This window comes from Xylophilus sp. GOD-11R (assembly GCF_033546935.1).
Taxonomy (GTDB): Bacteria; Pseudomonadota; Gammaproteobacteria; order Burkholderiales; family Burkholderiaceae_C; genus Xylophilus.
The window spans coordinates 3557452-3583337 of sequence record NZ_CP137854.1 but is presented as its reverse complement, the minus strand read 5'-3'; the positions used below and the strand labels follow the sequence as shown (position 1 = coordinate 3583337).

At 69.1% G+C, this 25886-nt stretch carries 27 protein-coding genes; 8 read left to right on the top strand and 19 right to left on the bottom strand.

The annotated features are described in order from the left end of the window. Positions 1 to 3: 3 nt before the first annotated feature. Positions 4 to 942, bottom strand: coding sequence for a 2-hydroxyacid dehydrogenase (locus R9X41_RS16605; protein WP_318631546.1), 939 nt, complete (start codon positions 940 to 942; stop codon positions 4 to 6). Positions 943 to 1061: 119 nt separating this feature from the next. On the opposite strand from R9X41_RS16605, the gene R9X41_RS16600 reads away from it, so the two are divergent. The 3 genes from R9X41_RS16600 (at position 1062) to R9X41_RS16590 (ending at position 3604) form a co-directional block, all read left to right on the top strand. Further along, positions 1062 to 1955 carry a LysR family transcriptional regulator gene (locus R9X41_RS16600; RefSeq protein ID WP_318631545.1) on the top strand — a complete coding sequence of 298 codons (894 nt, stop codon included), beginning with the start codon at positions 1062 to 1064 and terminating at the stop codon, positions 1953 to 1955. Positions 1956 to 2172: 217 nt separating this feature from the next. Beyond that, positions 2173 to 2535: a hypothetical protein gene (locus R9X41_RS16595; RefSeq protein ID WP_318631544.1), complete on the top strand. Its 363-nt coding sequence runs from the start codon at positions 2173 to 2175 to the stop codon at positions 2533 to 2535. A 91-nt stretch (positions 2536 to 2626) separates the two neighbouring features. Then, complete coding sequence (locus R9X41_RS16590; protein WP_318631543.1) at positions 2627 to 3604, top strand: 3-hydroxyacyl-CoA dehydrogenase; 978 nt, start codon at positions 2627 to 2629, stop codon at positions 3602 to 3604. 27 nt (positions 3605 to 3631) lie between these two features. Here R9X41_RS16590 and R9X41_RS16585 read toward each other — a convergent pair whose 3' ends face one another. From R9X41_RS16585 to R9X41_RS16545, 9 genes are all read right to left on the bottom strand, one after another. Further along, complete coding sequence (locus R9X41_RS16585; RefSeq protein WP_318631542.1) at positions 3632 to 3796, bottom strand: hypothetical protein; 165 nt, start codon at positions 3794 to 3796, stop codon at positions 3632 to 3634. Between the two features lie 101 nt (positions 3797 to 3897). Continuing rightward, the gene (locus tag R9X41_RS16580) at positions 3898 to 4116 is read right to left on the bottom strand and encodes a hypothetical protein (RefSeq protein WP_318631541.1); all 219 of its coding nucleotides are present in this window, start codon (positions 4114 to 4116) and stop codon (positions 3898 to 3900) included. 109 nt (positions 4117 to 4225) lie between these two features. Beyond that, entirely contained in the window at positions 4226 to 5533 is a 1308-nt protein-coding gene (locus tag R9X41_RS16575; RefSeq protein ID WP_318631540.1) for a tryptophan--tRNA ligase, read from the bottom strand. A gap of 66 nt (positions 5534 to 5599) precedes the next feature. Further along, a complete protein-coding gene (locus tag R9X41_RS16570; protein ID WP_318631539.1) occupies positions 5600 to 6268 on the bottom strand; it encodes a site-2 protease family protein in 669 nt (222 codons plus the stop codon). A 12-nt stretch (positions 6269 to 6280) separates the two neighbouring features. Next, positions 6281 to 6922 carry an L-threonylcarbamoyladenylate synthase gene (locus R9X41_RS16565; protein ID WP_318631538.1) on the bottom strand — a complete coding sequence of 214 codons (642 nt, stop codon included), beginning with the start codon at positions 6920 to 6922 and terminating at the stop codon, positions 6281 to 6283. 22 nt (positions 6923 to 6944) lie between these two features. After that, entirely contained in the window at positions 6945 to 7829 is an 885-nt protein-coding gene (locus tag R9X41_RS16560; protein ID WP_318631537.1) for a DMT family transporter, read from the bottom strand. Beyond that, complete coding sequence (locus R9X41_RS16555; RefSeq protein ID WP_318631536.1) at positions 7826 to 8680, bottom strand: 3',5'-nucleoside bisphosphate phosphatase; 855 nt, start codon at positions 8678 to 8680, stop codon at positions 7826 to 7828. The genes R9X41_RS16560 and R9X41_RS16555 overlap by 4 nt, the downstream gene beginning before the upstream one ends. Positions 8681 to 8748: 68 nt before the next feature. Beyond that, the gene (gene recJ / locus R9X41_RS16550; RefSeq protein WP_318631535.1) at positions 8749 to 10464 is read right to left on the bottom strand and encodes a single-stranded-DNA-specific exonuclease RecJ; all 1716 of its coding nucleotides are present in this window, start codon (positions 10462 to 10464) and stop codon (positions 8749 to 8751) included. After that, a complete protein-coding gene (locus R9X41_RS16545; protein ID WP_318631534.1) occupies positions 10461 to 11402 on the bottom strand; it encodes a phosphoglycerate mutase in 942 nt (313 codons plus the stop codon). Before R9X41_RS16545 ends, recJ begins: the two co-directional genes overlap by 4 nt. A 149-nt stretch (positions 11403 to 11551) precedes the next feature. Between R9X41_RS16545 and R9X41_RS16540 the strand changes: the two genes are divergently transcribed. Genes R9X41_RS16540 through R9X41_RS16530 form a run of 3 tightly spaced genes read left to right on the top strand, consistent with a single transcriptional unit; the run spans position 11552 to position 14321 of the window. Further along, positions 11552 to 12808: a lipoprotein-releasing ABC transporter permease subunit gene (locus R9X41_RS16540; protein ID WP_318631533.1), complete on the top strand. Its 1257-nt coding sequence runs from the start codon at positions 11552 to 11554 to the stop codon at positions 12806 to 12808. Beyond that, positions 12801 to 13511 carry a lipoprotein-releasing ABC transporter ATP-binding protein LolD gene (gene lolD, locus R9X41_RS16535; protein ID WP_318631532.1) on the top strand — a complete coding sequence of 237 codons (711 nt, stop codon included), beginning with the start codon at positions 12801 to 12803 and terminating at the stop codon, positions 13509 to 13511. The genes R9X41_RS16540 and lolD overlap by 8 nt, the downstream gene beginning before the upstream one ends. A gap of 24 nt (positions 13512 to 13535) precedes the next feature. Beyond that, positions 13536 to 14321: an ATP-binding protein gene (locus R9X41_RS16530; protein WP_318631531.1), complete on the top strand. Its 786-nt coding sequence runs from the start codon at positions 13536 to 13538 to the stop codon at positions 14319 to 14321. A gap of 12 nt (positions 14322 to 14333) precedes the next feature. Here the strand turns inward: R9X41_RS16530 and R9X41_RS16525 are convergent, their stop codons facing one another. The 3 genes from R9X41_RS16525 to R9X41_RS16515 all read right to left on the bottom strand — a co-directional run bounded on the left by R9X41_RS16525 (position 14334) and on the right by R9X41_RS16515 (position 16979). Further along, positions 14334 to 15641, bottom strand: coding sequence for a type II toxin-antitoxin system HipA family toxin (locus R9X41_RS16525; RefSeq protein WP_318635261.1), 1308 nt, complete (start codon positions 15639 to 15641; stop codon positions 14334 to 14336). A gap of 26 nt (positions 15642 to 15667) precedes the next feature. Further along, positions 15668 to 15859, bottom strand: coding sequence for a helix-turn-helix domain-containing protein (locus tag R9X41_RS16520; RefSeq protein ID WP_412556618.1), 192 nt, complete (start codon positions 15857 to 15859; stop codon positions 15668 to 15670). Positions 15860 to 16067: 208 nt separating this feature from the next. Then, a complete protein-coding gene (locus R9X41_RS16515) occupies positions 16068 to 16979 on the bottom strand; it encodes a bestrophin family protein (RefSeq protein ID WP_318631529.1) in 912 nt (303 codons plus the stop codon). Positions 16980 to 17245: 266 nt separating this feature from the next. On the opposite strand from R9X41_RS16515, the gene R9X41_RS16510 reads away from it, so the two are divergent. Next, positions 17246 to 18826 carry a DUF4394 domain-containing protein gene (locus R9X41_RS16510; protein ID WP_318631528.1) on the top strand — a complete coding sequence of 527 codons (1581 nt, stop codon included), beginning with the start codon at positions 17246 to 17248 and terminating at the stop codon, positions 18824 to 18826. Here the strand turns inward: R9X41_RS16510 and R9X41_RS16505 are convergent. From R9X41_RS16505 to R9X41_RS16480, 6 genes are all read right to left on the bottom strand, one after another. Then, entirely contained in the window at positions 18823 to 19563 is a 741-nt protein-coding gene (locus R9X41_RS16505; protein WP_318631527.1) for an ABC transporter substrate-binding protein, read from the bottom strand. The genes R9X41_RS16510 and R9X41_RS16505 overlap by 4 nt on opposite strands. 67 nt (positions 19564 to 19630) lie before the next feature. Then, entirely contained in the window at positions 19631 to 20563 is a 933-nt protein-coding gene (locus R9X41_RS16500) for a nucleoside recognition family protein (protein WP_318631526.1), read from the bottom strand. Positions 20564 to 20695: 132 nt separating this feature from the next. Further along, on the bottom strand, positions 20696 to 21487 hold the full coding sequence (gene eutC / locus R9X41_RS16495) for an ethanolamine ammonia-lyase subunit EutC (RefSeq protein ID WP_318631525.1): 792 nt from the start codon (positions 21485 to 21487) through the stop codon (positions 20696 to 20698). Further along, positions 21484 to 22878 (bottom strand): ethanolamine ammonia-lyase subunit EutB, encoded by a 1395-nt coding sequence (locus R9X41_RS16490; RefSeq protein WP_318631524.1) that lies wholly within the window; start codon positions 22876 to 22878, stop codon positions 21484 to 21486. Before R9X41_RS16490 ends, eutC begins: the two co-directional genes overlap by 4 nt. A gap of 13 nt (positions 22879 to 22891) precedes the next feature. After that, positions 22892 to 24286, bottom strand: coding sequence for an ethanolamine permease (eat, locus tag R9X41_RS16485; RefSeq protein WP_318631523.1), 1395 nt, complete (start codon positions 24284 to 24286; stop codon positions 22892 to 22894). Positions 24287 to 24356: 70 nt separating this feature from the next. Beyond that, a complete protein-coding gene (locus tag R9X41_RS16480; RefSeq protein WP_318631522.1) occupies positions 24357 to 24737 on the bottom strand; it encodes a LytR/AlgR family response regulator transcription factor in 381 nt (126 codons plus the stop codon). A 140-nt stretch (positions 24738 to 24877) separates the two neighbouring features. Between R9X41_RS16480 and R9X41_RS16475 the strand changes: the two genes are divergently transcribed. Further along, positions 24878 to 25780 (top strand): LysR substrate-binding domain-containing protein, encoded by a 903-nt coding sequence (locus tag R9X41_RS16475; protein ID WP_318631521.1) that lies wholly within the window; start codon positions 24878 to 24880, stop codon positions 25778 to 25780. Positions 25781 to 25886 lie beyond the last annotated feature (106 nt).

Sequence of the window (25886 nt, the reverse complement as noted above, 5' to 3'; positions counted from 1 at the left end):
GGGTCAGTAGCCGCGCGACGGATCGACGACACCGCTGGGCGCCGCGCCATCCAGGCCGGCGGCGATCTTGGCGGCGATCTGCGCGATCGCTTCGCGCACCACGGTCTGGGCGGCGATGTGCGGCGTCAGTTCGATTTCGGGGCGGTGCCAGAAGGGGTGTTCCGGCGGCGCCGGCTCGACGCGGGTCACGTCGAGCGTGGCGCCGGCCATGTGGCCTTCGTCGATCAGGCGCAGCAGGTCTTCCTCGACCAGTTGCGCGCCGCGTGCGACGTTGATCAGGTAGCCGCCGGCTTTCAGGCGAGACAGGCTGGCGTAGTTCAGGATGTTTTCGGTGGCAGGCGTGAGCGGCAGCAGGCAGACCAGCACCCGGGTCTGCGACAGGAAGCGATCGAACTCGTCGGCGCCGGCCAGGCAGGTCACGCCTTCGATCGACTTGGGCGACTGGCTCCAGCCCAGCACCGGAAAGTCGAAGGCCGCGACGGTGCGGGCCACGCGCTGGCCCAGGGCGCCCAGGCCCATCACACCGACGGGGAAATCGCGACGGTCACGCGGCGCGCGCGGTGCCCAGGCGCTGCTAGCGGCGCTGGCGGCATACCGGTCGAACTCGCGGAAATGGCGCAGCAGCGCATGGCAGACGTAGTCGGCCATCTGCACCGCCATGCCGCCGTCTTCGATGCGGACGATGCGGGCGTTCGGCGGCAGGCGCAGGCGCATCAGCGCGTCGACGCCGGCACCCATGTTGAAGATCAGCCGGAGTTGGGGGTGGGCGTCCAGGAAGTCCTGCGTGGGCGACCAGACGATGGCGTATTCGGCATCCGGCGCTGCGACCGGCCACACGCTGAGAGCGGCGTCCGGCAGGGCGGCGCGCAAGCCCGCCTCCCAGGTGGCACCCTCGACGTGGCTGCAACAGAGGGCGATGGGGGCATGTGGGTTCGTGGGCATGGGCGAGACGGTTGGCGCAGCGGGCGAAAAGTGAAATGTTAAAGAGTATTCTTCATGCAAATACGAAAGTTATTGGGTGAATGCATGAAAGATGTGAATGATTCGAAAGGCGGTCGGGCTTGATTCGCCATCTGCAAACCCTGGCCGCCGTGGCGCGCCACGGCACCTTTGCCGCCGCCGGCGACCGCTTGGGGCTTACGCAGTCGGCGGTCAGCGTGCAGATGCGCAAGCTCGAAGAAGCGCTGGGCGTCGAGCTGTTCGACCGCGCCGGGCGCACGGCGGTGCTCAACGAGCAGGGCCGCCGGGCGCTGGTGCACGCGGAAAGCATCGTGGCGCTGTTCGGCCAGATGGCCGGCGGCGTGGCCGATGCCGACGTGACCGGCACGCTGCGTGCCGGCGCCATCACCACCGAGCTGCTGGGCAACGTGGTCGATGCGATGGCGGTGTTCCGCGAGCGCTTTCCTAATGTGGAGGTGCACCTCACGCCGGGCACGTCGGTGGAGCTGGTCGCGCTGGTGGAGAAGCAGCGGCTCGACTGCGCGCTGATCGTCAAGCCGGCGTATCCGCTCGAAGGCGCGCTGCGCTGGCAGCCGCTGCGCCAGGAGCCTTTCGTGTTGATCGTGCCCGAGGCCGAACGCTCCGACGACGTGGCCTGGCTGCTGGCGAATCTGCCGTTCATCCGCTACGACCGGCTGTCCCACGGCGGCAGCCTGGTCGAGCGCTTTCTGCGCCGCCAGCGCTACGCCGTGCGCGAATCGATGGAGACCGATTCCATCGAGGCGATCGGCCTGCTGGTGGCGCGCGGTGCGGGAGTGGCGATCCTGCCGAAAACGGCGACGCTGCGGGTGATCGGCGCGCGGGTGCGGGAGGTATCCCTGGGCGCAGACACCTTCTACCGCGAGGTCGGCATGGTGGAGCGTTCGGACAACCCGCGGGCGCATCTCAACGGCGATTTCTGGCGTGCGGTTTCGGCGAGCCGCGAGGACGACGCGGACGGTTTTCGTCCCGCTTGAAGTTTCAAATGGTTTTGCCGGGATTCATTTGGCCGCGAGGGAAACACATCGGCAAACCGGGCTGAAACGGGGACGGGCACTTCTAGAATTTCTCGCTCCCTGATTTTGGACGGCAGCCGTTGGAGGCCGGGCCGACCAGGGAATCACCAGCGAGCCAGTCCATGCCTTCATCGCCATTCGTCACCGCAGCCGCCGCCCATCACCCCGAGAGGACCGCATGACGCAGACCGTCGAGATCTGGTTGCTCCTGGTCGTGGGAGCGCTCGCCGCGCTGGGCGGTGCCGCGACCGCGACGGTGCTCTGGTGGTGGGCGACGCCGGGCCGGCTCATGGCGCGCTGGCTGGCGCCGATGCGCGAGGTGCTGGAGCAGGGCTTCGCGGAGCAGGCTTTCGAGCAACGTCAGCGCTCCCAGAAAGACAAGCTCTGGCTGCGCAAACAGCAGGCGCTCTGGCGCGAGAGCGACGAGCAACGGCATGCCCAGCAGGTGACGGGGCTGCTGACCGAGATGCGAGCGCTGGTGCGGCCTGTGGAGGCGGTGCGCATCGGAAGCGACGAGGTCGACGCCGCCCGGTTGCGCTGAGCGGGCCGTGTCGGCGCCGTCGGCAGCAGGCTTCGGGGTGCGTCGACATAATCGAAGGCTCCTCTTTCCACCGTTTTCGGAAGCCTTTTTCATGACTCTCGCCGCGCCCGCCAGTCCCATCCATCGAGTCGCCGCCGTCATCGGCGGCGGCAGCATCGGAGTCGCCTTCGCGCTAGTGCTGGCGCGCGCCGGCTGGCAGGTGCGGGTGCAGGATCCGTCGGCCGAGCGGCGGCGACTGGTGCCCGCAGAATTGCGCGAGCGTTGCGACATGCTGCTGCAACGCGGCCTGTTGAACGAGCCCGTCGATGCGCTGCTCGCCCGCGTCGAGACGGTCGATTCGGTCGAAGTGGCCGCCGCGGGCATCGCGCTGGCGATCGAATGCGCGCCCGAACGCGCCGACGTCAAGAAGCAGGTGTTCACCGCACTCGACACCTTTGCGCCGGCCGATGCGGTGCTGTGCAGCGCATCGTCAGCGCTGCCGGCATCGGCCTATTGCGCCGAACTGCCGGGCCGCGGCCGTTGCATGGTGGCGCACCCGGGCAATCCGCCGTATCTCATTCCGGTGATCGAACTGGTGCCGGCCGACTTCACCGATGCGGACGCGCTGGTGCGGTGCCGGGCGATCTTCGCCTCGGTCGGCATGAAGCCGGTGATCGTGCGCAAGGAAATCGAGGGTTTTCTGTTCAACCGCCTGCAGGGCGCGGTGCTGCGCGAGGCCTATTGCCTGGTGCGCGACGGCGTGGCCAGCGTGGAAGACATCGACACCGTGATGCGCGACGGGCTGGGGTTGCGCTGGAGCTTCATCGGCCCGTTCGAGACGGTGGACCTCAACACGCGGGGTGGCATCGAAAGCCATGCCGCCAAGATGGGCCCGGCCTACGAGCGCATGGGGGCGTCACGCGGTCAGCACGATCCGTGGACGCCGGAACTGGTCGGCAAGGTAGCCACGCAGCGCCGCGAATTGTTGCCGCTCGAGCAGTGGGAGCAGCGGGTGCAGTGGCGCGACGAGCAACTGATGGCGATGGCGCAATTTCGACAGGAGAAATCGGACAAGCCCGCCGAGGGCTGAATCCGGAAGGCCTTTTTTGACGATCGCTCAGCGCTCGAACGTGCCCGGGCCGAAGAGCTGATCGATCTGGATGATGCCCAGATCGGTCGCCTCGGCAGCCTGATCAGGCAGCAACACCGCAGCTGCGGCTGACACCGCAACCAACACAGTGGCGGAGAAAACGGCAAAAGCTTTGTGTAACGGTCGGCGCATGACAGGCTCCTTAACCGGGCAGATTTCGATTGGAACTTCGTACCTGATTGGTAGTTGCAGGACGTAACGCCGTGGGTCGACGGCGTGTCGGCCTACAGCTGTTAGATGGCCTTGTCGGAATCACCCGGCAAGTCCTTGTCGAGGCTCTGCTTGTTGCGCTCGCGGCCCTGGCGGCTGCCCTCGACCAAGGGATTGTCCTGACCGATCGCGCGACTCTGGTCGTCGTCGCGACCGGAAAGGGCGCCCCGGTTACCGCCGGTGATTTCACCGGCGCGCGGTGTTTCGTCGACCGGGTTCTGGGTTTTGGCTGGCTGGCTCACGTTGTCTCTCCTGCATCGGTATGGAATGCGGTGAGTCTGGCCAGCGGCGCGGGCGGCGCACGTCGGGCGCCAGCGAGTGGATGCTGTAGGCGGCCCGCCCGGGGCGAGGTCAGCCCTCGCGGGCCGCCAGCAGCAGTTGCAGCGCGTCGGCCACCGCGGCCGGATCGGCCGGCACGGCGTCGTCCACCGCGTCGGCCAGCAGGGCCGTGAGATCGGCGCCCGGCACCTGCAAGGCGGCCATGGCCTGCGCGGCCTCGCGCGGCGCCGCATAGCCCCGGCTCTGGATCAGCAACTGGCCCCGGCCGTCCTGCAGCTTGAAATGAAATTGGCCGTCGGCTTCGCGGTACTGCTTGAAGGTGGGCAGCGCGGCGCGGGCCGGTTTTTGTTGCTGCGTCTGCGGCACGCTGGCCGCGGCGAGGCGGCGCAGGCCGACGGCATGACGCAGTTCGCCGATCAGCGGCGTGGCCGTGCGGCGCGCCTTGGCGGCGCCGGCCTGCAGCAGGTCTTCGAGCCGGGCAGGGTGGGCGATGAGCGCTTCGTACGCATCGCGCATCGGAGCGACTTCACGGTCGATGCGCTCGAACAGCTTCTGCTTGGCGTCGCCCCAGGAGATGCCCTCGGCGTAGGCCTGGCGCAGCGCGGCGGTTTCGTCTTCGGCGGCGAAGGCCTGAAAGATCTGGAACAGGGCCGAGCCCTCGGTTTCCTTGGGCTCACCGGGTGCGCGCGAGTCGGTGAGGATGCCGCCGATGCGCCGCTTGAGCTCGTCGCGCGGCAAAAACAGCGGAATCGTGTTGTCGTAGCTCTTGCTCATCTTGCGGCCGTCGAGGCCGGGCAGGGTGGCGACGGAGGCTTCGATCACCGCTTCGGGCAGCACCAGGTGCTCGCCGTAGAGGTGGTTGAAGCTGGAGGCGATGTCGCGCGCCATCTCGATGTGCTGCACCTGGTCGCGGCCGACCGGCACCTTGTGCGCCTTGAACATCAGGATGTCGGCGGCCATCAGCACCGGATACATGAAAAGGCCCGCGCTCACGTCGGCATCGGGCTCGGCACCGGCGGCGGCGTTCTTGTCGACCTGCGCCTTGTAGGCATGCGCACGGTTGAGCAGACCCTTGCCGGTGACACAGCCGAGCATCCAGTTGAGTTCCGGAATCTCCGGAATATCGGACTGGCGGTAGAAGGTGACGCGCTCGGGGTCGAGCCCGGAAGCCACCCACGTCGCGGCGATCTCCAGCGTGGAGCGCTGGATGCGCGCTGGGTCGTCGCACTTGATCAGCGCGTGGTAGTCGGCCAGGAAATAGAAGCTCTCGACACCCGGCTCGCGGCTGGCCGCGATGGCTGGCCGGACGGCGCCGACGTAGTTGCCGAGGTGCGGCGTGCCGGTGGGGGTGATGCCGGTGAGAACGCGTTGGATGCTCATGGGAGAAAAAACGATGTCGCAGGAAAGAAGGGAATCCGCCGGGTGGCGCTGGCGTGGCGGTGAACCCTAGCGCACCAGCGAAGCGATGGGCATCAGCATCAGCTTGAGCACGCTTTCGCCGAGGCCGATCAGCGGCACCATCCAGAACGCGCTGACCACGCCGACGACGACCAGGCCCATGACGATGAAGAATCCGTAGGGCTCGATGCGGTCGAGCGCCGCCGACGCACGGGGCGGCAGCAGGCCGGACAACACCCGCCCGCCGTCGAGCGGCGGCAGCGGGAACAGGTTGAAGGCCCACATGACCAGGTTCCAGCGAATGCCCGACTGCGCCATCTCCAGGAAGAAGCGCTCCTGCACCCCGAAACCGAGCTGCGCCAGCAGGAAAACCGCCCACAGAAAGGCCTGGATGAAATTGGACGCCGGACCGGCCAGCGCGACCAGCACCATGTCGCGGCGCGGATTTCGCAGCCGGTCGAAATTGACCGGCACCGGCTTGGCATAGCCGAAGGCGAAGGAGCCGGCGGTGGCGAAGAACATGATCGCCGGCATGATCACCGTGCCGATCGGGTCGATGTGCCGCAGCGGGTTAAGGGTGAGCCGGCCCATGCGCATGGCGGTGTCGTCGCCGAAGCGGCGCGCGGCATAACCGTGGGCCGCCTCGTGCACCGTGATCGCAAAGAGCAGCGGCAGCGCATTGACCAGTACGGTCTGAATCAGTTGAGAGATGTCCACCGGGCGATTGTGTCAGCCCTGCAGGCCCAGCGCTTCCAGGCTGCCCCGGCCCTGGCGGATCACGACCGGGTCGTCGCCGCCGTCCATGGGCGTGAGGTCGACCACGGTGGTCGGCTCCAGGTTGCAGGCGCCGGCGTCCACCACGGCGGCCAGCACTTTCTCGTAGCGCGACCGGATCTCGGCGGCGTCGTTGAGCGGCTCGTCCTCGCCGGGTGGAATGAAGGTGGTGGCCAGCAGCGGCGCGCCGTGTTCGGCCAGCAGTGCCTGCAGCACCTTGTGGTCGGGCACGCGCAGGCCGATGGTCTTGCGTTGCGGATGGCTCACCCGGCGCGGCACTTCCTTGGTGGCTTCGAGCAGGAAGGTGTAGGCGCCGGGCGTGGCGGCCTTGAGCAGCCGGTACTGCCGGTTGTCGACCTTGGCGTAGCTGGAGAGCTCGCTCAGGTCGCGGCAGAGCAGGGTGAGGTGGTGCTTGTCGTCGACCTGGCGGATGCGGCGCATCAGCTCCACCGCGTCACGGTCGTCGAGCTGGCAGGCCAGCGCATAGCTGGAATCGGTGGGAATCGCCGCCACGCCGCCGCGCTGCAGCAGGGCGACGGCCTGCTTGATCAGCCGCGCCTGCGGGTTGTCGGGATGAAGTTCGAAGTACTGGGCCATGGGGAGGATTGTCCCTTGCGCGTCAAGCCTCTGCGGGCTGTACGACTATCCGGCTCTCGCGCACCGTGAGCCAGGCGCCGGCCGCGCTCGACAAGGCGATCAGCACGATGCCCGCCACCGCGACCGAATCCGGCACGTGGCTGAACAGCAGGTAGCCGGCCACCACGGCGAAGCCGATCTGCGCATAGAAGAAGGGCATGAGCGTGGCCGCCGGCGCGCGGCGATAGGCGATGGTCAGCAGGTAGTGGCCGACGGTGCCGGCCAGCCCCATGGCGATCAGCTTGACCCAGGTCAGCCAGTCGCCCGGCATCTTCCAGCCCAGCGGCAGCATCAGGGACAGCAAGGCCGTGCCCACCCAGCCGCTGTAGAACTGCATCGTGATCGGATCCTCGGTGCGGGCGAGCTTGCTGGTGAGCACCTGGAACCAGGCGTTGCAGCCGACCAGCGCCAGCGGCAGCAGCGTGGCCCATTGGAAGGCTTCGCTGCCCGGGCGCAACACCACCAGCGTGCCGGCGAAGCCCAGCGCCACCAGCATCCAGCGCAGCGCGGACACCTTCTCGTGCAGCACCATGCCGGCCAGCACGGTGATGGCCAGCGGCGTGACCATGACCACGGCGGTGAACTCGCCCACCGGCATGTGGCGCAGGCTGAAGAAGCCGAGGATGCTGGTGGACATCAGCAGCACGCCGCGCAGACACTGAAAACGCGGATGCTCGGTGCGCAGCGCCGCCAGACCGCGCGAGGGCAGGATCGCGGCGCTCACCACCACCGCCTGCACCGCATAACGGATCCAGACGACGGTGAACAGGGGCAGCGTCGCGCCCATGTACTTCATGCTGCTGTCGAGGGTGGCGAAACAGGCGGTGGCCAGCACCGCGCAAGCGATTCCCGCGAGCGCGGGGCTCACTGGATGCGGTCTGCCAGCAGGTCCCACACGGTGGGGAGATCCTGCGACAGATAGGGCAGCTTGCCCAGGTCGGTGTGCGATTCGTCCGGGCTGTGGAAGTCGCTGCCGCGCGAGGCGGCCAGCCCGAATTCGCGGGCCATGTCGGCATAGACGATGTATTCCGGCGGCGTGTGGCTGCCGGTGACCACTTCCACGCCCTTGCCGCCGTGCTGCTTGAATTCGCTGAACAGCGCGTATTCGGCCGTGGCCGAAAACTTGTAGCGGCCCGGATGGGCGATGACCGCGACACCGCCTGCCTGGGTGATCCAGCCCACGGCGTTGGAGAGCGTCGCCCAGCGGTGAGGCACGAAGCCGGGCTTGTTGTCGGTGAGGTATTTGCGAAAGACTTCCGGCGTGTCCTTGCAGTAACCGGCCTCGACCAGGTAGCGCGCGAAGTGGGTGCGGGAAATGAGTTCCGGGTTGCCGACGTAGCGCAGCGCGCCTTCGTAGGCGCTGTCGATGCCGACCTTGGCGAGCTGCTCGCTCATCTCGCGTGCGCGCTTCTCGCGACCGCCGCGGGTGTCGGCCAGGCCTTGCACGATGGCCGGGTCGTCGGCGTCGAAGCCCAGGCCCACGATGTGCACGGTCTCATCCGCGAAGGTGACCGAGATCTCCACGCCGGTCAGGTAGGGCAGGCCGACCGCTCGGGCAGCGGCAGCGGCGCGGTGCTGGCCGCCGATCTCGTCGTGGTCGGTGAGTGCCCAGAGCTCGACCCCGTTGCCCTTGGCCCGGGCTGCCAGCGCTTCGGGCGTGAGGGTGCCGTCGGAGACCACGGAGTGGCAATGGAGGTCGGCGTTTTGGAAGGTAGGCACCCGTGCATTTTAGGCCGGCGGCGTCGACGGTGGCCGCAAGACCGCGTCGGCGTCGCATGGAGGCCAGGTCAAAGTTCCGCCGCCTCCACCAGAAACTGCACCTTCCGCTCGCCCCGCCACTCGTTCACGTCGAGCCGGAACGCCAGACGCACCCGTGCCGGCAGCACCTCGGTGCGCCCGAACCAGATGCCGTCCACCGGCTGGCCCTGGTGCAGCAGTTTCAGCTGCAGGTGCCGCTCGCCCACCAGCCGCTGGCTCACCACCTGCACCTCCTCGGCGAAGGTGGGCGCGGCGAAGCCCTGGCCCCAGACGGCGGTGTGCAGCGTGTCGATCATCTCGGCGCGCCGGTATTCGGGCGCCAGCGGGCCGTCGGTTTCGAGGCGGCGGGTGAGCGTGGCTTCGTCCAGCCATTCGTCGGCGACCTGCGCGAGCGCATCGCGAAACGTCTCGAAGTGCTCCCGGGCAATGGTGCAGCCCGCCGCCATGGCATGGCCGCCGAACTTGAGCAGCACGCCCGGATGTCGCTTGGCGACCAGGTCGAGCGCGTCGCGCAGGTGAAAACCTGGAATCGACCGGCCCGAGCCTTTGAGTTCCATCTCCTTGCCGGGCGCGGCGCTGGCGGCGAAGACGAAGGTGGGCCGGTGCAGCTTGTCCTTCAGGCGCGAGGCGACGATGCCGACCACGCCTTCGTGGAAGTCCGCACCGAACACGCAGATGGCGCCCGGCGGGCTGTCCAGGCCGCCGGCGGCGAACAGTGTCTCGGCCATGGCCATGGCGTCGTCGCGCATGCCGCCTTCGATGTCGCGCCGTTCGCGGTTGATGGTGTCGAGCATGCGGGCGAGTTCGTCGGCGCGGGCGCGGTCTTCGGTGAGCAGGCATTCGATGCCCAGCGTCATGTCGGCCAGGCGACCCGCGGCGTTGATGCGCGGCCCGAGCGCGAAGCCGAAATCGAAGGCCGTCGCGGCCGGCGCCTTGCGGCCGGCCGCCTCGAACAATGCCGCGATGCCGGGCTGCATCGCGCCGCGCCGGATGCGCGCCAGGCCCTGGGCTACGAGCCGGCGGTTGTTGGCGTCGAGCTTGACCACGTCGGCCACGGTGCCCAGCGCCACCAGCGGCAGCAGCGCGTCGAGTTTGGGTTGGGGTTGCTCGGTGTACACGCCGCGCTGGCGTTGCTCGGCCCGCAGCGCCAGCAGCACGTAGAACATGACGCCGCAGCCGGCGATGCACTTGCTGTCGAAGCCGCAGTCGGGCTGGTTCGGGTTGACCAGCACTTCTGCCGTCGGCAGCACCGGCCCGGGCAGATGGTGGTCGGTGACCAGCACCTGCAGGCCGAGCGATTGCGCGAAGGCCACGCCTTCCACGCTGGCGATGCCGTTGTCGACGGTGACCAGCAGGTCGCAGCCGCGCTCGGCCACGCGCTGGGCGATGGTGGCGGTGAGGCCGTAGCCGTCGACCACGCGGTCGGGTACCAGGTAGTCGACGTGGCGGGCGCCGAGCAGTCGCAGCCCGCGCACCGCGACCGCGCAGGCGGTGGCGCCGTCGCAGTCGTAGTCGGCCACGATGCAGATGCGCCGGTCGTCGCGAATGGCGTCGGCCAGCAGCACGGCGGCCTGGGCCGCGCCGAGCAGGCCGGCGGGCGGCAGCAGGCGGGCGAGGCCGTCGTCGAGTTCGTCCTGGTGGCGCACGCCGCGCGCCGCGTAGAGCCGCGCCAGCAGCGGATGCACGCCGGCCTGCTCCAGCGCCCAGGCGCTGCGCGGCGGCACGTCGCGGTCGATGATCTTCATAAGCGGGCCGTCCAGTCCTGCAGGCCGGCCTTGGCGCCGAAGAGGCCGCGCAGGCGTTGCGACAGCGTCGGTTTCGATGGGGTGAACTCGAGTGCCGCGCGTTCGCCGCAGAGGGTGAGCGTGACCGGCTCGCCGGCGTCCAGTGCGCGCAGGGCGTCGGCGCAGGCGCCGGCGTCGATCTCCTGCCAGGCCTGGCGCCAGGCGGCCCAGTTCTCGTGCAGTGCGGCTTCGCGCAGGCCCTGCGGCACCACCAGCGCGGCCGGCGCCGGCCGTATGCCTTCGGGCAGGGCGCCGGTGCCGCTGATCCAGAAGGCGTTGACGGCGGCCAGGCCGCGGGCGTTGCGTTCGTCGGTCATCGGGTCGGTGTAGAGCAGCATCTGAAACTCGGTCTGCAGCCTTCGCAGCGGCCGGGCGGCGGGGCCGTCGGGCATCCACAGGTCGATGCTGCGGCCGGTGACGCGGTCGAGCGAGGCGCTCGGCAGGTCGCGGAAGATGTCGCCGCGCGCCAGCCAGGTGGTGGGCGAGCGGTAGTCGAGCGTGATGCGGTCTTCGGCGAAATACGGCGACACCAGTGCCAGTACCGCGCGCGACTCGGCCTCGGTCAGGCCGAGCGCGGCCGGATCGGTCATGCTGATGTGGTCGGGCGCGATCTGCCAGTGGCAGGGTGTGATCCAGGCCCAGGCGTCGCCGCCGGGTGCCTGGCCCGCGTCGGCCAGCGCCAGCGCGGCCCAGGGCTGGCGACCGGGCATGGCGGGCAGGCCGCGCAAACGCGCCAGGGCACGTTCATGCGGCGGCGTGGGGTTGAATTCGTCGGCCTCGTCGGCCGTCGACAGGGCCAACCGCGCCAGCAGGCGCTGCAGGTTCGGCAGCGCGAGGTTTTGCTGGGCGGCCTCGCAGGCCGGGGCCAGGGCGCTGGCGTACGGAACGAGAAGATGCATCGCCCGGATTGTCCCATCGGGCGCGGCTTGCAGTCGGACACCAGGGTCATGACCGTTTCGATCACAATGCCTGCGCCTTCCGTCGCGCCGGCTCCCGCCGTGTGCCGGGGCGGCCGCCCGAGCATCCACGAGCACTCCACCTTTTCTCCATGCAACTTCCCTACGAGCTGGTCCTGGGCTGGCGCTACACCCGCGCCGGCCGGGCCACCCGGCGCAACGGTTTCATCAACTTCATCTCGGGCGTGTCCATGCTGGGCATCGCGCTCGGCGTGGCGGCGCTGATCATCGTGCTGTCGGTGATGAACGGCTTCCAGAAGGAGGTGCGCGACCGCATGCTGTCGGTGGTCTCGCACATCGAGATCTTCGCGCCCGCCGGCGGCGCGCTGCCCGACGCCGCCAAGACCATGGCCGAAGCGCGCCGCAACCCCGAGGTGGTCGGCGCGGCCACCTTCATCGCAGCGCAGGCGCTCATCGCGCGTGGCGAGGACATGCGCGGCACGCTGATCCGCGGCATCGACCCGGCGCACGAGAGCGAGGTGACCGACCTCGGCACGGCCACCGCGCCCGGCGTGCTCGACAAGCTCGTGCCGGGCCAGTTCGGCGTGGTGCTCGGCATCGAACTGGCGCGCGCCCTGGGCGTGCGGGTGGGCGATCCGGTCACGCTGGTGTCGCCCAACGGCCAGGTGACGCCGGCCGGCGTGGTGCCGCGGCTCAAGCAGATGACGGTGGTCGGCACCTTCGATTCGGGCCACTTCGAATACGACTCGGCCCTGGCGCTGATCCACGAGGAAGACGCCGCGCGCATCTTCCGACTCGAAGGCCCGAGCGGCGTGCGCCTGAAGCTGCGCGATTTGCACCGGGCCCCGGAAGTGGCTCAGGAACTGGCCAACAGCCTGAGCGGCGAAGTCTTCGTGCGCGACTGGACCCAGCAGAACAAGACCTGGTTCGCGGCCGTGCAGGTCGAGAAACGCATGATGTTCATCATCCTCACGCTCATCGTGGCGGTGGCGGCCTTCAACCTGGTCTCCACCCTGGTGATGACGGTGACCGACAAACGCGCCGACATCGCGATCCTGCGCACGCTCGGCGCCAGCCCGAAAAGCATCATGGGCATCTTCGTGGTGCAGGGCGCCATGGTCGGCGTCATCGGCACGCTGGCGGGCCTGGGGCTGGGTCTGCTGATCGCCTTCAACATCGACGTCATCGTGCCGGCGCTGGAGCAACTGTTCCACGCGAGCTTCCTGCCCAAGGACGTCTATCTCATCAGCCGCATGCCGAGCGAGCCGCAGGAGGCCGACATCGTGCCGATCGCGGTCATCTCGCTGGTGCTGGCTTTCGTCGCCACCCTCTATCCCAGCTGGCGCGCCAGCCGCGTGAACCCGGCCGAGGCCCTGCGTTATGAGTGAAACCATCACCCACGGCCAGGCCGTGCTGTCCGCCCGCGGACTGTCCAAGCGCTTCGTCGACGGCCGCATCGACCTGACGGTGCTGCACGGCATCGACCTCGACATCCGTGCCGGGGAAACCATCGCCATCGTCGGCGCCAGCGGCTCGGGCAAGAGCACGCTGCTGCACCTGCTCGGCGGGCTGGACGCGCCTACCGCCGGCGAGGTCACGCTGCTCGGCCAGCGCCTCGACAAGCTCGATGCCGCCGCGCAGGGCCGGCTGCGCAACCGCAGCCTGGGCTTCATCTACCAGTTCCACCATCTGCTGCCGGAATTCAGCGCGCTCGACAACGTCGGCATGCCGCTGCGCATCCGCCGCCAGACCCGGCCCGAATGCGAGGCCGCTGCCACCGCCTTGCTGCAGCAGGTGGGATTGGGCGAGCGCTTGTTGCACCGACCGGCCGAGCTGTCGGGCGGCGAGCGCCAGCGCGTGGCCATCGCCCGCGCGCTGGTCACCCGCCCGGCCTGCGTGCTGGCCGACGAGCCCACCGGCAATCTCGACCGTTCCACGGCCGATGGCGTGTTCGACCTGATGCTGCGCCTGGCGCGCGAGCACGACACGGCCTTCGTGATGGTGACCCACGATGCCGCGCTGGCCGAGCGCTGCAATCGGCGGCTGAAGCTGGTGTCGGGGCGGTTCGTGGAAGCCGGTCAGCTCGCCTGAGCGATCATCGGCATCGGGCGCGATGTGACGCTGGTCCAGGCGCTGGGCGCGCTCTCTGACGAGTTGCGCAAACCGGTGGTGATCGTGATCGACGAGGCGCAGCAGGCATTGACCAGCCAGGCGGGCATGGACAGCCTTTTCGCCCTCAAGGCAGCGCGCGACGAGCTCAACAGCAGCACGCATTTCGGCCTGCGGCTGGTGTGTACCGGCTCCAATCGCGACAAGCTGGCCATGCTGCGCAACAGCCAGGACCAAGCCTTCTACGGCGCGCCGCTCGTGACGTTTCCGCATCTCGACCGCGACTACATCCAGTGGTTTTGCCAGCACGTCGGATTGCCGGCCCCGATCGAGGCCGAGGCGGCCTGGCTTTTGTTCGAACAGGCCGGATGGCGTCCGGAGCTTCTGGGGGCCGCCGCCGATTCCCTGCGTTTCGACCTCGAACTGACCGCCGACGACGTGCCGCAGCGGTTCGCCGCCGCCGTGCAGGAACAGATCGATGCCGCCATCGCCGAGACCTTGCGGGTGGTCCATGCGCTGACGCCACTGCAGTCCGCCGTGCTGCGTGTTTTGGCCGACGCGGGCACCCATTACCGGCCTTTCGAAGCGGCCACGCTGGAAAAGTACCGCGACGCCTTGCGTCAGGCCGGCGAGCCCGAGGAAGCCGCGGGCCGGCTCGATGTCACCTCCACCCAGGCCGCGCTCCAGGCGCTGCAGGACAGGTCGCTTGTCTGGCGCGCTTCACGCGGTGTGTATTCGCTGGAGGACGTATCGCTGCGCGAGGTCCTCGCGGTGTCTAACCGACCGGAATGACGGCGTTCGATCTCAGCCGGCGAGTCGCACCGCCGCCTGTTCCAGCCCTTTCAGAATCGCGTCCGCCAACCCGGCCGGGAAGGTCTCGGGAATCTCGGCACGCACCGTGTCGATCACGCCCGGCGTGCGGCTGACCAGGTCGTCGAGCACCTCGGCCGGCTCGCCGCCACCGGGCAGCGTGACGCCGTGGCGCTCGCCGAGCGCCAGCCAGTGCCGGCGCAGGATCTCGCGCATCTTCCAGTGGGCGTTCTTCGAACGGACCGCCATGGCCATCGACGCCTTGTGCGGCGACAGCCGGCCCGGAGCCTCGCCGAGCAGCGGATAGGCCGACAGCACGTCGTAGAGCGGCGTGGGCGCGTAGGCATCGCCCCGGCGCAAAAAGATCGAGAAATTCTTCGCATGTCCGTCGGTGGCGCAGAGCAGCCAGAACAGCACCTGCGCCTGGAAGAAGACGCGCCGCGCGGCGGTCGGGTCGATGGCACCGGCCAGCAAACCCATGATCGCCTCGATGCCCGGACCACCATCGGCTTCGTACTTCATCCACGGCGGTGTGCCCGTGGCCTGGCACAGGTCCTCCTGCGGCAGGCGAATCAGCCGGCGCTCGCCGGTGGATGTCGTCCACCATGCGCGGTCGAAGCGTTCGACCGCGAGCACGGTGAGGTCCTCGAATCGGCAGACGCGACACGGCGCGACCGGCATGCCGTACGCAGCCAGGATGCGCGAGCACAGCCATTCGTTCTGCACCGAGTCGCGCATGTCGTATTGCTGGCCGCCGATCAGGCCCATGGGCAGCTTCAGGATGTGGGTCGTCGGCGTGGTGCCGTGCGGCAGCCACCAGCGTCCGTCTTGCTGGAGCAGGGCGGTCTTTTCCTGGGCGCCGGCCAGCGAAATGCGGAAGTCCTCGGCGTCGGCCAGGCCCAGTGGCGTCGGCGCCAGAGTGGCGCGCAGCAGGCGCGCGACCTCGGACTCAGTCAGCGGCGATGCAGAGACGGTGTCCATGCCGGCAGGCACCGCCCCCTCGGGCAGGATCTGCAGCGCGCCGATGCAGTCGCGGCCGATTTCCGCGAGCAGGTCGAAGGCGTCGGTGCCGGCAGCGCGCCAGCGGCGGGCGACCCGGTCGCGGATGTCCTTGCTGTCGGGCAGCAGGTTGTCGAAGTAATCGTGGACTACTGCGCCGCGATGCGGCGGATTGCCCGGCATGATGGGCAGCGAGCGGGACAGGGGCCGTGCCTCGGCCGATGCGACCCAAGCGGTGTCGTACTGCAGGGTTTCGCCGCTCGGTTGCGACAGGCTCCAGGTGCCGACGAAAACGCCGTTCATCCACAGGCCCAGGCAGCGGCGGCGGTTCACCAGGCCGGTCCTTCATCGCCGGCGGGTGCCAGGTCGGTGGGCGCCGGGCGGCGGAGCACCAGTTCCACACCGAGCAGATTGAGCAACTGCAGCAGCCGGTCGGCATTGACCTTAGCTGCGTTGCGCTCCAGGGTGGACAGCGTCTGCTGGGTGATGCCGAGGCGCCGGGCGAGTTCAGACTGCGTCAAACCCGACTCCTGACGATATGCCTTGAGCAAGCCGGGCAGCTGGCTTGCGGTTCTCACGGGGTATTCGCGCACGGCGGCTTTCGAAGCGGTAGGTTTACATATCCTATGCTGTTTTTTGAAAAAACAGTTCAAAAGCTGTAGGCGAAAAATACAGCTTTTAAGCTGTATACCGCAGAGCGCTCGACTCTTGTCCCGGCAATGGCCGTCGTCAGCTCAACCGGTACTGCGTGTCGGGGCGCATCGGCGGCGGCGGCACTTCGCCCAGCATCTCGCGCAGCCCGGCTTCGATACCGGCGGTCATGGCGTCCAGCGCCAGATCGTTGGCCCGCAGGCCGAAGGGCTCCTCTATCTCGTCGCTCAGCGCCTCCAGCGCGAAGAACGTGTAGGACACGAAGGAGACCACCAGCGGCGTCATCCAGCCGATGGAATCGACCAGGCCGAAGGGCAGCAGCGTGCAATACACATAGGCGCTGCGGTGCAGGATGACCGAATAGGTGAAGGGCAGGGGGGTGTTGGCGATGCGCTCGCAGCTGCCGAAAGCCATCGACAGGGCGTTGAGCGAGGTGTCCATGGTCTGCGCCTTGTGCCCGTCGATGCAGCCCTCGCGCTGACGGTCCTGCAGCCAGCGCGCCAGCCACAGCAAGGTGAGTGTGGGGCCGGAACGCGCGCCTTCGAGCTGGCGACATACCTCGGGCGGCAGCAGACCTTCGGTGCCGGTGGCCGCCGGCTGGCCGCGCAGCTGGTTGCGCATGCCGGTGGCAAAGGCGATCAAACCGAGCACGAAGGGCCGTACGTCCTGCGGCGGCGCGATGGATGCCAGCGCCAGTCGCGCCAGGTTGCGCGCTTCCACCAACACCGCGCCCCAATGCTTGCGAGCTTCCCAGTAGCGGTCGTAGCTGGCGTTGATGCGAAAGCCCAGGAAGATCGCCAGCGCCACGCCCATCAGCGAGAACGGGCTGGAATTGAGCGTGACCTTGAAGAGAAACAGCTGGCCGTGCACCCAGACCACCGCGCAGGACCACAGCACGATGAACAACTGCTGCTGCCAGATCAGCCGGATGAGCGAGCCGCGCCGTACGAACAGAAGGTGGATCCAGTGGGGGCGGGGTCGAACGATCACGGCAAAGGTGGCGCGGGCGGCGGCGCCAGGGCTCGAAAGGCGCGGATTGTCGCATCGGGTCGAAGCGAATGTTTCGCTCGGGTGTTGCCCGATCGTGCAGCGGATGGGAATGGGGTTTACCCGCGACCCTGCTACCGAAGGTAAGGGTTCGCCAAGGCTGCATCCATCGGGGTTGCCGGCGGGTAGTGAAGGGTGCCGCGATCAAAAACGCAGACCGAACAAAGACCCACGGCACCTCCATTCAACTCCATCACAGGATCCTCGCCATGCCCGTCATCCACCGCGTTCTTCCCCTGGCCCTCGTCGCGGCCGCCGCGCTTTGCGCCTGCGGCGGAGGCAGCAATTCGCCGACTGTCTTTCCGCCGGCCACGCTCGGCGACACGGTGGCGGTGACCGCCGCCGGGCGCGTTGTCAGCTTCAACCGCACGGCGCCGGCCACGTTGACCAGCGGCGTCAATCTTTCGGGCCTGGCCAGCGGCGAGAACATTGTCGGCATCGACGTGCGGCCGGCCGACGGCCTGGTCTACGCGGTGAGCTCGCTCAGCCGCATCTACACGCTCGAGCCGCTCACCGGCGCGCTCACGCTGCGCGCCACCCTGTCAGTGCCGCTGGCCGGAAGCCAGTTCGGCGTGGACTTCAACCCGGTGGCCGACCGCCTGCGCATCGTCGGCAACACCGGCCAGAACCTGCGGGTGGACGTGAGCACCGGCGCGGCCACGGTCGACGGCGCGATCAACGGCGCACCCGCCACCATCACCGCATCGGCCTATACCAACGCCTTCGCCGGCACCACCACCACTCAGCTCTTCAACCTCGACGGCGCCGGCACGCTCTATCTGCAGGACCCGCCGAACGCCGGCACGCAGACCACGCCCGTGGCCCTGGGCGTGACCTTCGCTGCCGCCAACGGCTTCGACATCGACCCGCGCAACAACACCGGCTACGCGGCACTGACCGTCGGCGGCGTGACCCAGCTCTACACCGTGCCGCTCGGCGGCTCGGCGGGTGCGCGGGCCGTCGGCGCCATCGGCACGGGCGAAGCCATCGTCGGCCTGACGCTCGTCGCCCCCGCCGCGCCGCGCGCCTATGTGCTGACCGACGCGTCCCAGCTCACCGCCTTTGCGCCCGCCACGCCGGGCACCCTGTCAACGCCGGTGGCGATCAGCGGACTGGCCTCCGGCGAAACCGTGCTGGGCATCGACTTCCGCCCGAGCAACGGCCGGCTCTATGCGCTGACCAGCGCCGCGCGCCTGCTGACCGTGGTGCCGGAGACCGGTGTGGCGACCGTCGTCGCGACGCTGTTGCCCGACGCCACCGACACCACGGCGCCCTACACCGGCCTGGTCGGCAGCCGCTTCGCCGTCGACTTCAACCCGGTCGCCGACCGCCTGCGCGTCATCGGCGACACCGGCCAGAGCCTGCGCATCAACGTCGACACCGGCGCCACCACCACCGACGGCGCCATCAACCGCGCCACGCCCGCCAGCGTGGTCGCCGCGGCCTACACCAACAGCTTCGCCGGCACCGCCGCCACCACGCTCTATGACCTGGAGAACAATGAGAACGTGCTGGCCATCCAGAACCCGCCCAACGACGGCACGCTGGTCAACGTGGGCCCGACCGGCGTGGTGCTGGCCGGCCAGGGTGCGCTCGACATCGCCGGCGGCGCCAACGGCCTGGTGCTCGCGGCCCTGCGCAGCGGCGCGACCGGACCTTTCACGCTCTACACCGTGTCGCTCGCGACCGGCGCGGCCACGCTGTACGGCAACACCACGGGCAATGCGGCGGCGTCGTTCATCGGCGGCGCAGCCGGCCCGGTGGTGCGCGACATCGCGATCCAGTACTAGGCGTTCGCGGATGCAGGCGCTACCGACGCGCCTTCGATGCGATGGCGTTCCAGCGCTTCGGCGACGAAGCCGCTGGCCTTCATCTCCTCGACATAGCCGCGCAGAAAGTCGGCGGCGGCCTCGCCGCGCGACTTGGGCAGGCCCATCGCCTGCTCGATCACCATGAAGCGGCCCGGCAGCAGGCGCAGCCCGGGGTGGCGCAGCAGGTCGGCCTGCAGCTGCTGGCGCACGCCGGCGGCGACTTCCTGGCCGCCTGCCACGAAGGTGTCGACCACCGCCTGCGAGTTGACGGCGCGCACGATCTCGGCGGCCTTGAGCGCGCGGCTCAGATACAGGTCGTAGGCGCTGCCCCGGCCCACCACCACCCGGTGGCCGGCGCGGTCGACCTCGGCGTTGTCCCGCAGCGGCGAGCCCTCGGCCACCAGGTAGGCGCCTTCGATCAGCACGTAGGGCCCGGTGAAGCGGATGCCCTCGCCGCGCGCCGGGTCGATGGCGAAGAAGCCGATGTCGGCCTGCTCGCCGGTCACCGCCGCCACCGACTTGCCCGCCGCGTCGAACACCATCAGTTCGATGCCTACGCCGAGCCGGGCGGCGAGCTTGCGCGCCAGGTCCACCGACACACCCACGGCCTCGCCCGAGGCGTCGAGCCGGGCCAGGATGGGGTTGCCGGTGTTGATCGATGCCCGCAGCGTTCCGGCGGGTGCGAAGGCGCAAACGATGTCGGTTGCGATGGACATGGCGAAGAACCTTTCTCTGGCGTTGCGATCCGCCAATTTTGCGTTCGCCACGCTCCCGACGTGCGGCTCAGCCCAAAACCACCGAGCCGAAGGAACGCACCGCAATCCCCACGCAGGCGCCCGCCATCGCCGGCAGGCAGATGCGGGCCAGGCGCGGTGCGGCGCTGGCGAAAATGGCGACGCCCGGCAGGTCCAGCGGGTGCAGCAGAAAGCCCGCGCAGCGGTCGACCTGCGCGGCCTGCAGATGGCCTTGCGCCGCCATCTCCTGCACCACGCCGACCATGGCGGTATTGCCCGCGAGGTACTTGGTGACCATCGGCAGCAGGAAGGAGCCGTCGATGCCGAACACGGCCAGCACCGGCGTGAGATGGCGGGTCAGCACGTCGACCATGCCCAGGCGCTGCAGGCCCAGCACCACCACCAGCGACAGGATCAACATCGGAATCACGTTGATGCAGATGCGGATGGCCTGCGCGCCGCTGTTGTTGATGATCTGCAGCAGGTTCTCGTGGGGCGGCGGCGGGGCGTCGTCGGCGGCGCCGTGGCGATGGGTGTCGGGCAGGAAGCGCGCCAGGCCCCAATAGGTGGTCGAGGCCGCGACCAGCCCGCCGACGATGGACATCAGCACCACCGGTTCGAGCCGCATGCCGAGCGCGGCCAGCGGAAAGGTGGCGTTGGCCGGTGCCATCGCGAACATGGCGGCGAGCGTGGCGGCGAGGTGCCGGCTGGAGGCGCCCTGGCGGTCCATCAGCATCAGCGTGGGCAGCGGCGCGGCGAAGCTCACCAGCGAGATCTGCGCCATGGCCAGCACGCCCAGGCCCGGCAGGCCGAAGGGCCGCGCGACCGGCGTGAACCAGTGCACCAGCCGTCCGGTGACGCCTTTGACCTCCAGGAAGCGCATGAAGATCATCATGACCACCATGATCGGCAGCATGGTGTAGAGGGCGGTGTCCACGGCGCTGCGGCCCGCGTGGAGGATGACGTCGATCAGGGATTGCATGCGGGGCTGGAGAACAGGTGCGCGGGGAGCGCGCCGGATGATGCCACCGGGCGGCCCGCCGCGCGCGCGGCGAGCCGGCCAGCGGCGCGCGGGCGCTGCTTCGTGGCCCGATCGCGCGGGTCGGCGGCCCGATCAGGGCGGCGGCAGTGGCGCGGACGCATCGCCCAGGTCGAGCACCGCCAGGTCGCTTTCGTCCTTGAGCGACACGCCGGTGGCGCCGAGCCGCAGCGCCTCGCGCATCAGCCAAGCCAGCTTGAAGGCGGCCAGTTCATACGACAGCCCCTCGGGTCGCACGTTGGAGATGCAGTTGCGCTCGGCATCGTGCCGGCCCACCCGCGGCGAATGCGTGAGGTAGATGCCCAGGCTGTCGGGCGAACTCAAACCCGGGCGCTCGCCGATCAGCATCACCGCCAGCCGCGCGTCGTAGATCTCGCCCACGCCGTCGGCCAGCGCCACCCGCGCCTGCGTGGCGACGACGACCGGCGCGAACACGGTGGACGCCGGCAGCAGCGGTCGCAGCGCGGCGAGCAGCGGCGCGGCGTGGCGGTCGACCGCCAGCGACGACAGCCCGTCGCCGATCACCACGCTGACCTCGGCCGGGCGTGCCGACGCGCGCAGCCGTTCAGCCTCGGCCTCGTCGAGGCGGCGGCCGAGATCGGGACGCCGCAGGTAGGTGGTGCGGTCCGGCGCCTGGCTGCGCGCGTGCTCCACCTCCCAACCGTCGGCGCGCAGGGCGGCGTCGAGCCGGTCGACGTCCAGCGCGGCATGGATCGCGTCGCGGGCCATGGCGTGCGCCCAGCCGAAACGCAGGGTTTCGTCGGTCGGCATGCCGGCGCCGGCGCGGCCCAGGGCCAGGCGCGCGGGCGTGGCGGCGCGCCAGTCCTGCCAGGGGTCGCGGGTGACGGCGCCGTCGTCGGTGCTCATGCGCCCAAGGCGGCGATGCCGCCCATGCCGGCCAGCAGCCGGTTGGAGGAGGGCGGCGCCAGCCGGCCGGCGCCGTCGGTGATGCGCATGCGCGCCAGCCAGGTCTCGAACTCGGGCGCGCGCTTCAGGCCCAGCGTTTCGCGCAGGAACAGCGCGTCGTGGAAGGAGGTGCTCTGGTAGTTCAGCATGACGTCGTCGGCGCCGGGCACGCCGATCAGGAAGGTGAGCCCGGCGGCGGCCAGCAGCACGAGCAGGGTGTCCATGTCGTCCTGGTCGGCTTCGGCATGGTTGGTGTAGCAGACGTCGCAGCCGATCGGCAGGCCCAGCAACTTGCCGCAGCAGTGGTCTTCCAGGCCGGCACGGATGATCTGCTTGCCGTCGTACAGATACTCCGGCCCGATGAAGCCGACGACCGTGTTGACCAGCAGCGGCCGGTAGCGCCGCGCCAGCGCATAGGCGCGCACCTCGCAGGTCTGCTGGTCGACACCGAAGTTGGCATCGGCCGACAGCGCGCTGCCCTGGCCGGTCTCGAAGTACATGACGTTGTCGCCGAGCGTGCCGCGCTTGAGTGACAGCGCGGCCTGCCAGGCCTCGTCGAGGATGGCGGTGCTGACGCCGAAGGAGCGGTTGGCCTTCTCGGTGCCGGCGACCGACTGGAACACCAGGTCGACCGGCGCGCCGGTCTCGATCAGCCGGATGGTGTTGGTGACATGGGTCAGCACGCAGGATTGAGTGGGAATCTCGAAGCGCTGGATCACCTCGTCCTGCATGCGCAGCAGGCGGCCGAGCACCTGCAGGCTGTCGGAGGCCGGGTTCACGCCGATCACCGCGTCGCCCGCGCCGTAGAGCAGGCCGTCGAGCGTGGAGGCCGCGATGCCGCGCAGGTCGTCCGACGGATGGTTGGGCTGCAGCCGCACCGCCAGGTGGCCGGGCAGCCCGATGGTGTTGCGAAAGCGGGTGACGACGCTGCACTTGCGCGCCACCGCGACCAGGTCCTGGTTGCGCATCAGCTTGGAGACGGCGGCGACCATCTCCGGCGTGAGGCCGGGCGCCAGTGTGCTCAGGGCCTCGGTGGTGGCGCGTTCGGACAGCAGCCAGTCGCGGAAGTCGCCCACGGTGAGGTGCGACACCGGCGCGAAGGCGGCGGAATCGTGGCTGTCGATGATCAGCCGGGTGATGTCGTCGTCTTCGTAAGGAATCAGCGCTTCGGTCAGGAAGCGTTTGAGCGGCAGGTCGGCCAGCACGTGGCGTGCGGCCATGCGCTGCTGCGCGGTGGCCGCGCCGATGCCGGCGAGGTAGTCGCCCGAGCGCGCCGGGCTGGCGCAGGCCATGACCTGCTTCAGGTCGTCGAAGGCGAAGACCTGGCCGGCGATGGTGGTGTGGTAAGGCATGGTGTCGCGGGTTCTAGTCGGCCGACAGCAGGGCGTCGGGCGCGGCGCGGCGACGTTGTTCGCCGGTCGCCAGAAAGTAGCCGTAAGCCACCGCCATCAGGCCGAGGAAGAGCAGGGTCAGCAGGCCGTTGAACCACACCATCGCGCCCAGGCAGACCAGCCCCAGCCCGAAGGCGATGGCCGGAAACACCGGATAGAAAGGCGCGCGGTAGCTGCGCGGCAGATTCGGCTCGGTGCGGCGCAGGCGCAACAGCGACGCCATGGACACCAGGTACATCACGATGGCGCCAAGCACCGCCATGGTCACGATGTTGGCGGTGAGCGTCTGGCCGCCGAAGCTCACCCATTCGTCGCTGAAGATGGCGACGATGCCCACCACGCCGCCGGCCAGCAGTGCGCGGTGCGGCGTGCCGAAGCGCGGGCTGAGCGCCGCGAACCAGGGCGGCAGGTAGCCGGCACGGGCCAGGGCGAAGATCTGCCGCGAGTAACCCATGGTGATGCCGTGGAAGGAGGCGACCAGGCCGAAGAGGCCGATCCACACCAGCATGTGCAGCCAGCCGCTGTCGGCGCCGACGACGACCTTCATGGCCTGCGGCAGCGGATCGTTGATGTTGGCGATGGTGCGCCAGTCGCCCACGCCGCCGGCGAACACCATCACGCCGAAGGCCAGCACCACCAGGGTGACGATGCCGCCGGTGTAGGCGATGGGAATGGTGTGCCGCGGATCGCGGGCTTCTTCGGCCGCCATGGCCGCGCCCTCGATCGCCAGGAAGAACCAGATGGCGAAGGGAATCGACGCGAAGATGCCCGGCACGGCGGCCGCGCTGAAGCGGTCGCTGCCGGCCCAGCCGTGGGCGGTGAAGGCGGCCAGCGACCAGCCCGGCGCCACCACGCCCATGAACATCAGCAGTTCGAAGATGGCCAGCAGGGTGACGAAGAGTTCGAAGGCCGCCGCGATGCCCACGCCCACCCAGTTGAGCGCGATGAAGATCGCATACGCACCCAGCGCGAAATAGCGCGGATCGACGCCCGGGAACTGCACATGCAGGTACGCCCCGATGGCCAGCGCGATGGCCGGCGGCGCGAAGACGAACTCAACCAGCGTGGCGAAGCCGGCGACGAAACCACCGGTGGCGCCGAACGCCCGCCGGGCATAGGCGAAGGGGCCGCCCGCATGCGGAATGGCGGTCGACAGTTCGGTGAAACTGAAGATGAAGGTGGTGTACATGGTGGCCACCAGCACCGTCGCCACCAGAAAGCCCAGGGTGCCGGCGCTGTTCCAGCCGTAGCTCCAGCCGAAGTATTCGCCGGAGATGACCAGTCCGACCGCGATGCCCCAGAGCTGGAAGGGGCCGAGCACCTGTTGCAGCTGCGACGTGGTTCGGGGCGTGGCGGGCGTCGGGGTCACGGCGGTCCTGGGTGGGTGCGGGCGATGCTGTGCCGCCAGCAAGTGCCGTGCCCTGCCTCGGCCGGCGGCGTCATCCGCCGGCCGGCTCGGCGAACATGTTGCGGCAGTGGTGCAGAAAATCCTCGAGGTTGTCGGCCTTGTCGTAGACCGCCTCGGCACCCAGCAGCAGGCAGCTGCGGCGCAGCAGGCTGGTGGCGCTGTTGGTGAGCACGACCACCCGCAGATCCAGCGCCATCTGCCGGATCTTGGCCAGCACGCCGAGCCCGGTGCCGGCGTTGAGAAACAGATCGAGCACCACCACGTCCGGTTTGGGATGCTGCCGCAGCCATTCCACGGCTTCGATTTCCGATTCGGCCCAGCCCACGGCGACGATGTCGGCCGTCTCGGCCAGGGCAAGCGTAAGCGACTCGCGGGCGGGAGGACTATCTTCGACGAGAAACGCGGAGTGCATGGTATGGACGGGTGGAGCGCCGGACGGGACCTGCGAGCTTGCCAGCGCCAGCGCTACCGGTCCGTCGGAGCGGGCGGTGGCGTCCTGTAGGTTTTTGGCGCACTCGGGCTATTCCCGAGACGGCTTTCATAATTTGGCCAATGAAAGGCTCCCGCAACTCCCTGGTGTCCCTGCGCGTGTTCGTCGCGGCGAGCGGCCATCTCAACTTCAGCCGCACCGCCGAAGACCTGCACATGACGCAGAGCGCGGTCAGCAAACACATCCAGTCGCTGGAGCTCAAGCTCGGCGCCAGCCTGTTCAAGCGCACGCCGACCGGGCTGCAGCTGACCTATGCCGGGGCGATCTATCTCGAGAACATCTCGGCGGCGCTGCGGCTGATCGACGAGGCCGACGCCAAGGTGGCACATCCCTCGGCGCGGGTGAACCTGAACATCGCGGTGTCGCCCTCGTTCGCGCAGCACTGCCTGTTTCCGCATTTCCAGGAGTTCTTCGACCGGCATCCGGAGATCCGCATCAACGTGCGGCCTCGGCTGATGTCGCCGCGCGACAGGTCCGAGCGCTTCGACGCCGAGATCCAGCTGCACACCGGTCACCGCTCGGGCATGAGTTGCGACTACCTCTGCGGCCGCGAAATGTGCCTGGTGGCCGCGCCCATGCTGCTGGCACGTTCGCCCCTCGCCGGCATCGAGGACCTGGACGCGCTGCCGCTGCTCAAGCGCGCCCAGCGCGGCTACGGCTGGGACGAATGGAAGGCCGAGATGGCGCCCGACTGGCCCGGGCCGGGCCGCAACGCGCCGGAATACGAAGGCTTCTCGATGCTCTTGCCCGCGTTGATGCACGGCCTGGGCGCGGCCATCGTGCCGCTGTGCATCGTGCAGCCGGCGCTGCGCGAGGGCAGCCTGGTGCGGCCCTTCGGCGAAGCGGTGCCGGGCCGCTACGGCTACTACCTGATGCAGCCGCGGCCGCTGCAGGGCGGGCCGTACCTCGATGCCTTCACCGGCTGGGTGAGCGAGCTCGCGGCCGCGCTGGACGCACCGCCCTGAGCCGGCATGCGGTTCCGCCGGTATTCCATGACGGAATAGCGTATGCCGATTCGTCGTTTGTCCGCCGCCGGGGCGCTGCCCAGAATGGGCCGCATCTTTCGTCCCA

Excerpts from the sequence above, each read along its gene's own strand:
- R9X41_RS16605 (WP_318631546.1), bottom strand. The coding sequence starts at position 942 with ATGCCCACGAACCCACATGCCCCCATCGCCCTCTGTTGCAGCCACGTC.
- R9X41_RS16595 (WP_318631544.1), top strand. The coding sequence starts at position 2,173 with ATGACGCAGACCGTCGAGATCTGGTTGCTCCTGGTCGTGGGAGCGCTC.
- R9X41_RS16590 (WP_318631543.1), top strand. The coding sequence starts at position 2,627 with ATGACTCTCGCCGCGCCCGCCAGTCCCATCCATCGAGTCGCCGCCGTC.
- R9X41_RS16585 (WP_318631542.1), bottom strand. The coding sequence starts at position 3,796 with ATGCGCCGACCGTTACACAAAGCTTTTGCCGTTTTCTCCGCCACTGTG.
- R9X41_RS16575 (WP_318631540.1), bottom strand. The coding sequence starts at position 5,533 with ATGAGCATCCAACGCGTTCTCACCGGCATCACCCCCACCGGCACGCCG.
- R9X41_RS16565 (WP_318631538.1), bottom strand. The coding sequence starts at position 6,922 with ATGGCCCAGTACTTCGAACTTCATCCCGACAACCCGCAGGCGCGGCTG.
- recJ (WP_318631535.1), bottom strand. The coding sequence starts at position 10,464 with ATGAAGATCATCGACCGCGACGTGCCGCCGCGCAGCGCCTGGGCGCTG.
- R9X41_RS16545 (WP_318631534.1), bottom strand. The coding sequence starts at position 11,402 with ATGCATCTTCTCGTTCCGTACGCCAGCGCCCTGGCCCCGGCCTGCGAG.
- R9X41_RS16540 (WP_318631533.1), top strand. The coding sequence starts at position 11,552 with ATGCAACTTCCCTACGAGCTGGTCCTGGGCTGGCGCTACACCCGCGCC.
- lolD (WP_318631532.1), top strand. The coding sequence starts at position 12,801 with ATGAGTGAAACCATCACCCACGGCCAGGCCGTGCTGTCCGCCCGCGGA.
- R9X41_RS16525 (WP_318635261.1), bottom strand. The coding sequence starts at position 15,641 with ATGAACGGCGTTTTCGTCGGCACCTGGAGCCTGTCGCAACCGAGCGGC.
- R9X41_RS16510 (WP_318631528.1), top strand. The coding sequence starts at position 17,246 with ATGCCCGTCATCCACCGCGTTCTTCCCCTGGCCCTCGTCGCGGCCGCC.
- R9X41_RS16505 (WP_318631527.1), bottom strand. The coding sequence starts at position 19,563 with ATGTCCATCGCAACCGACATCGTTTGCGCCTTCGCACCCGCCGGAACG.
- R9X41_RS16500 (WP_318631526.1), bottom strand. The coding sequence starts at position 20,563 with ATGCAATCCCTGATCGACGTCATCCTCCACGCGGGCCGCAGCGCCGTG.
- eutC (WP_318631525.1), bottom strand. The coding sequence starts at position 21,487 with ATGAGCACCGACGACGGCGCCGTCACCCGCGACCCCTGGCAGGACTGG.
- R9X41_RS16490 (WP_318631524.1), bottom strand. The coding sequence starts at position 22,878 with ATGCCTTACCACACCACCATCGCCGGCCAGGTCTTCGCCTTCGACGAC.
- R9X41_RS16480 (WP_318631522.1), bottom strand. The coding sequence starts at position 24,737 with ATGCACTCCGCGTTTCTCGTCGAAGATAGTCCTCCCGCCCGCGAGTCG.
- R9X41_RS16475 (WP_318631521.1), top strand. The coding sequence starts at position 24,878 with ATGAAAGGCTCCCGCAACTCCCTGGTGTCCCTGCGCGTGTTCGTCGCG.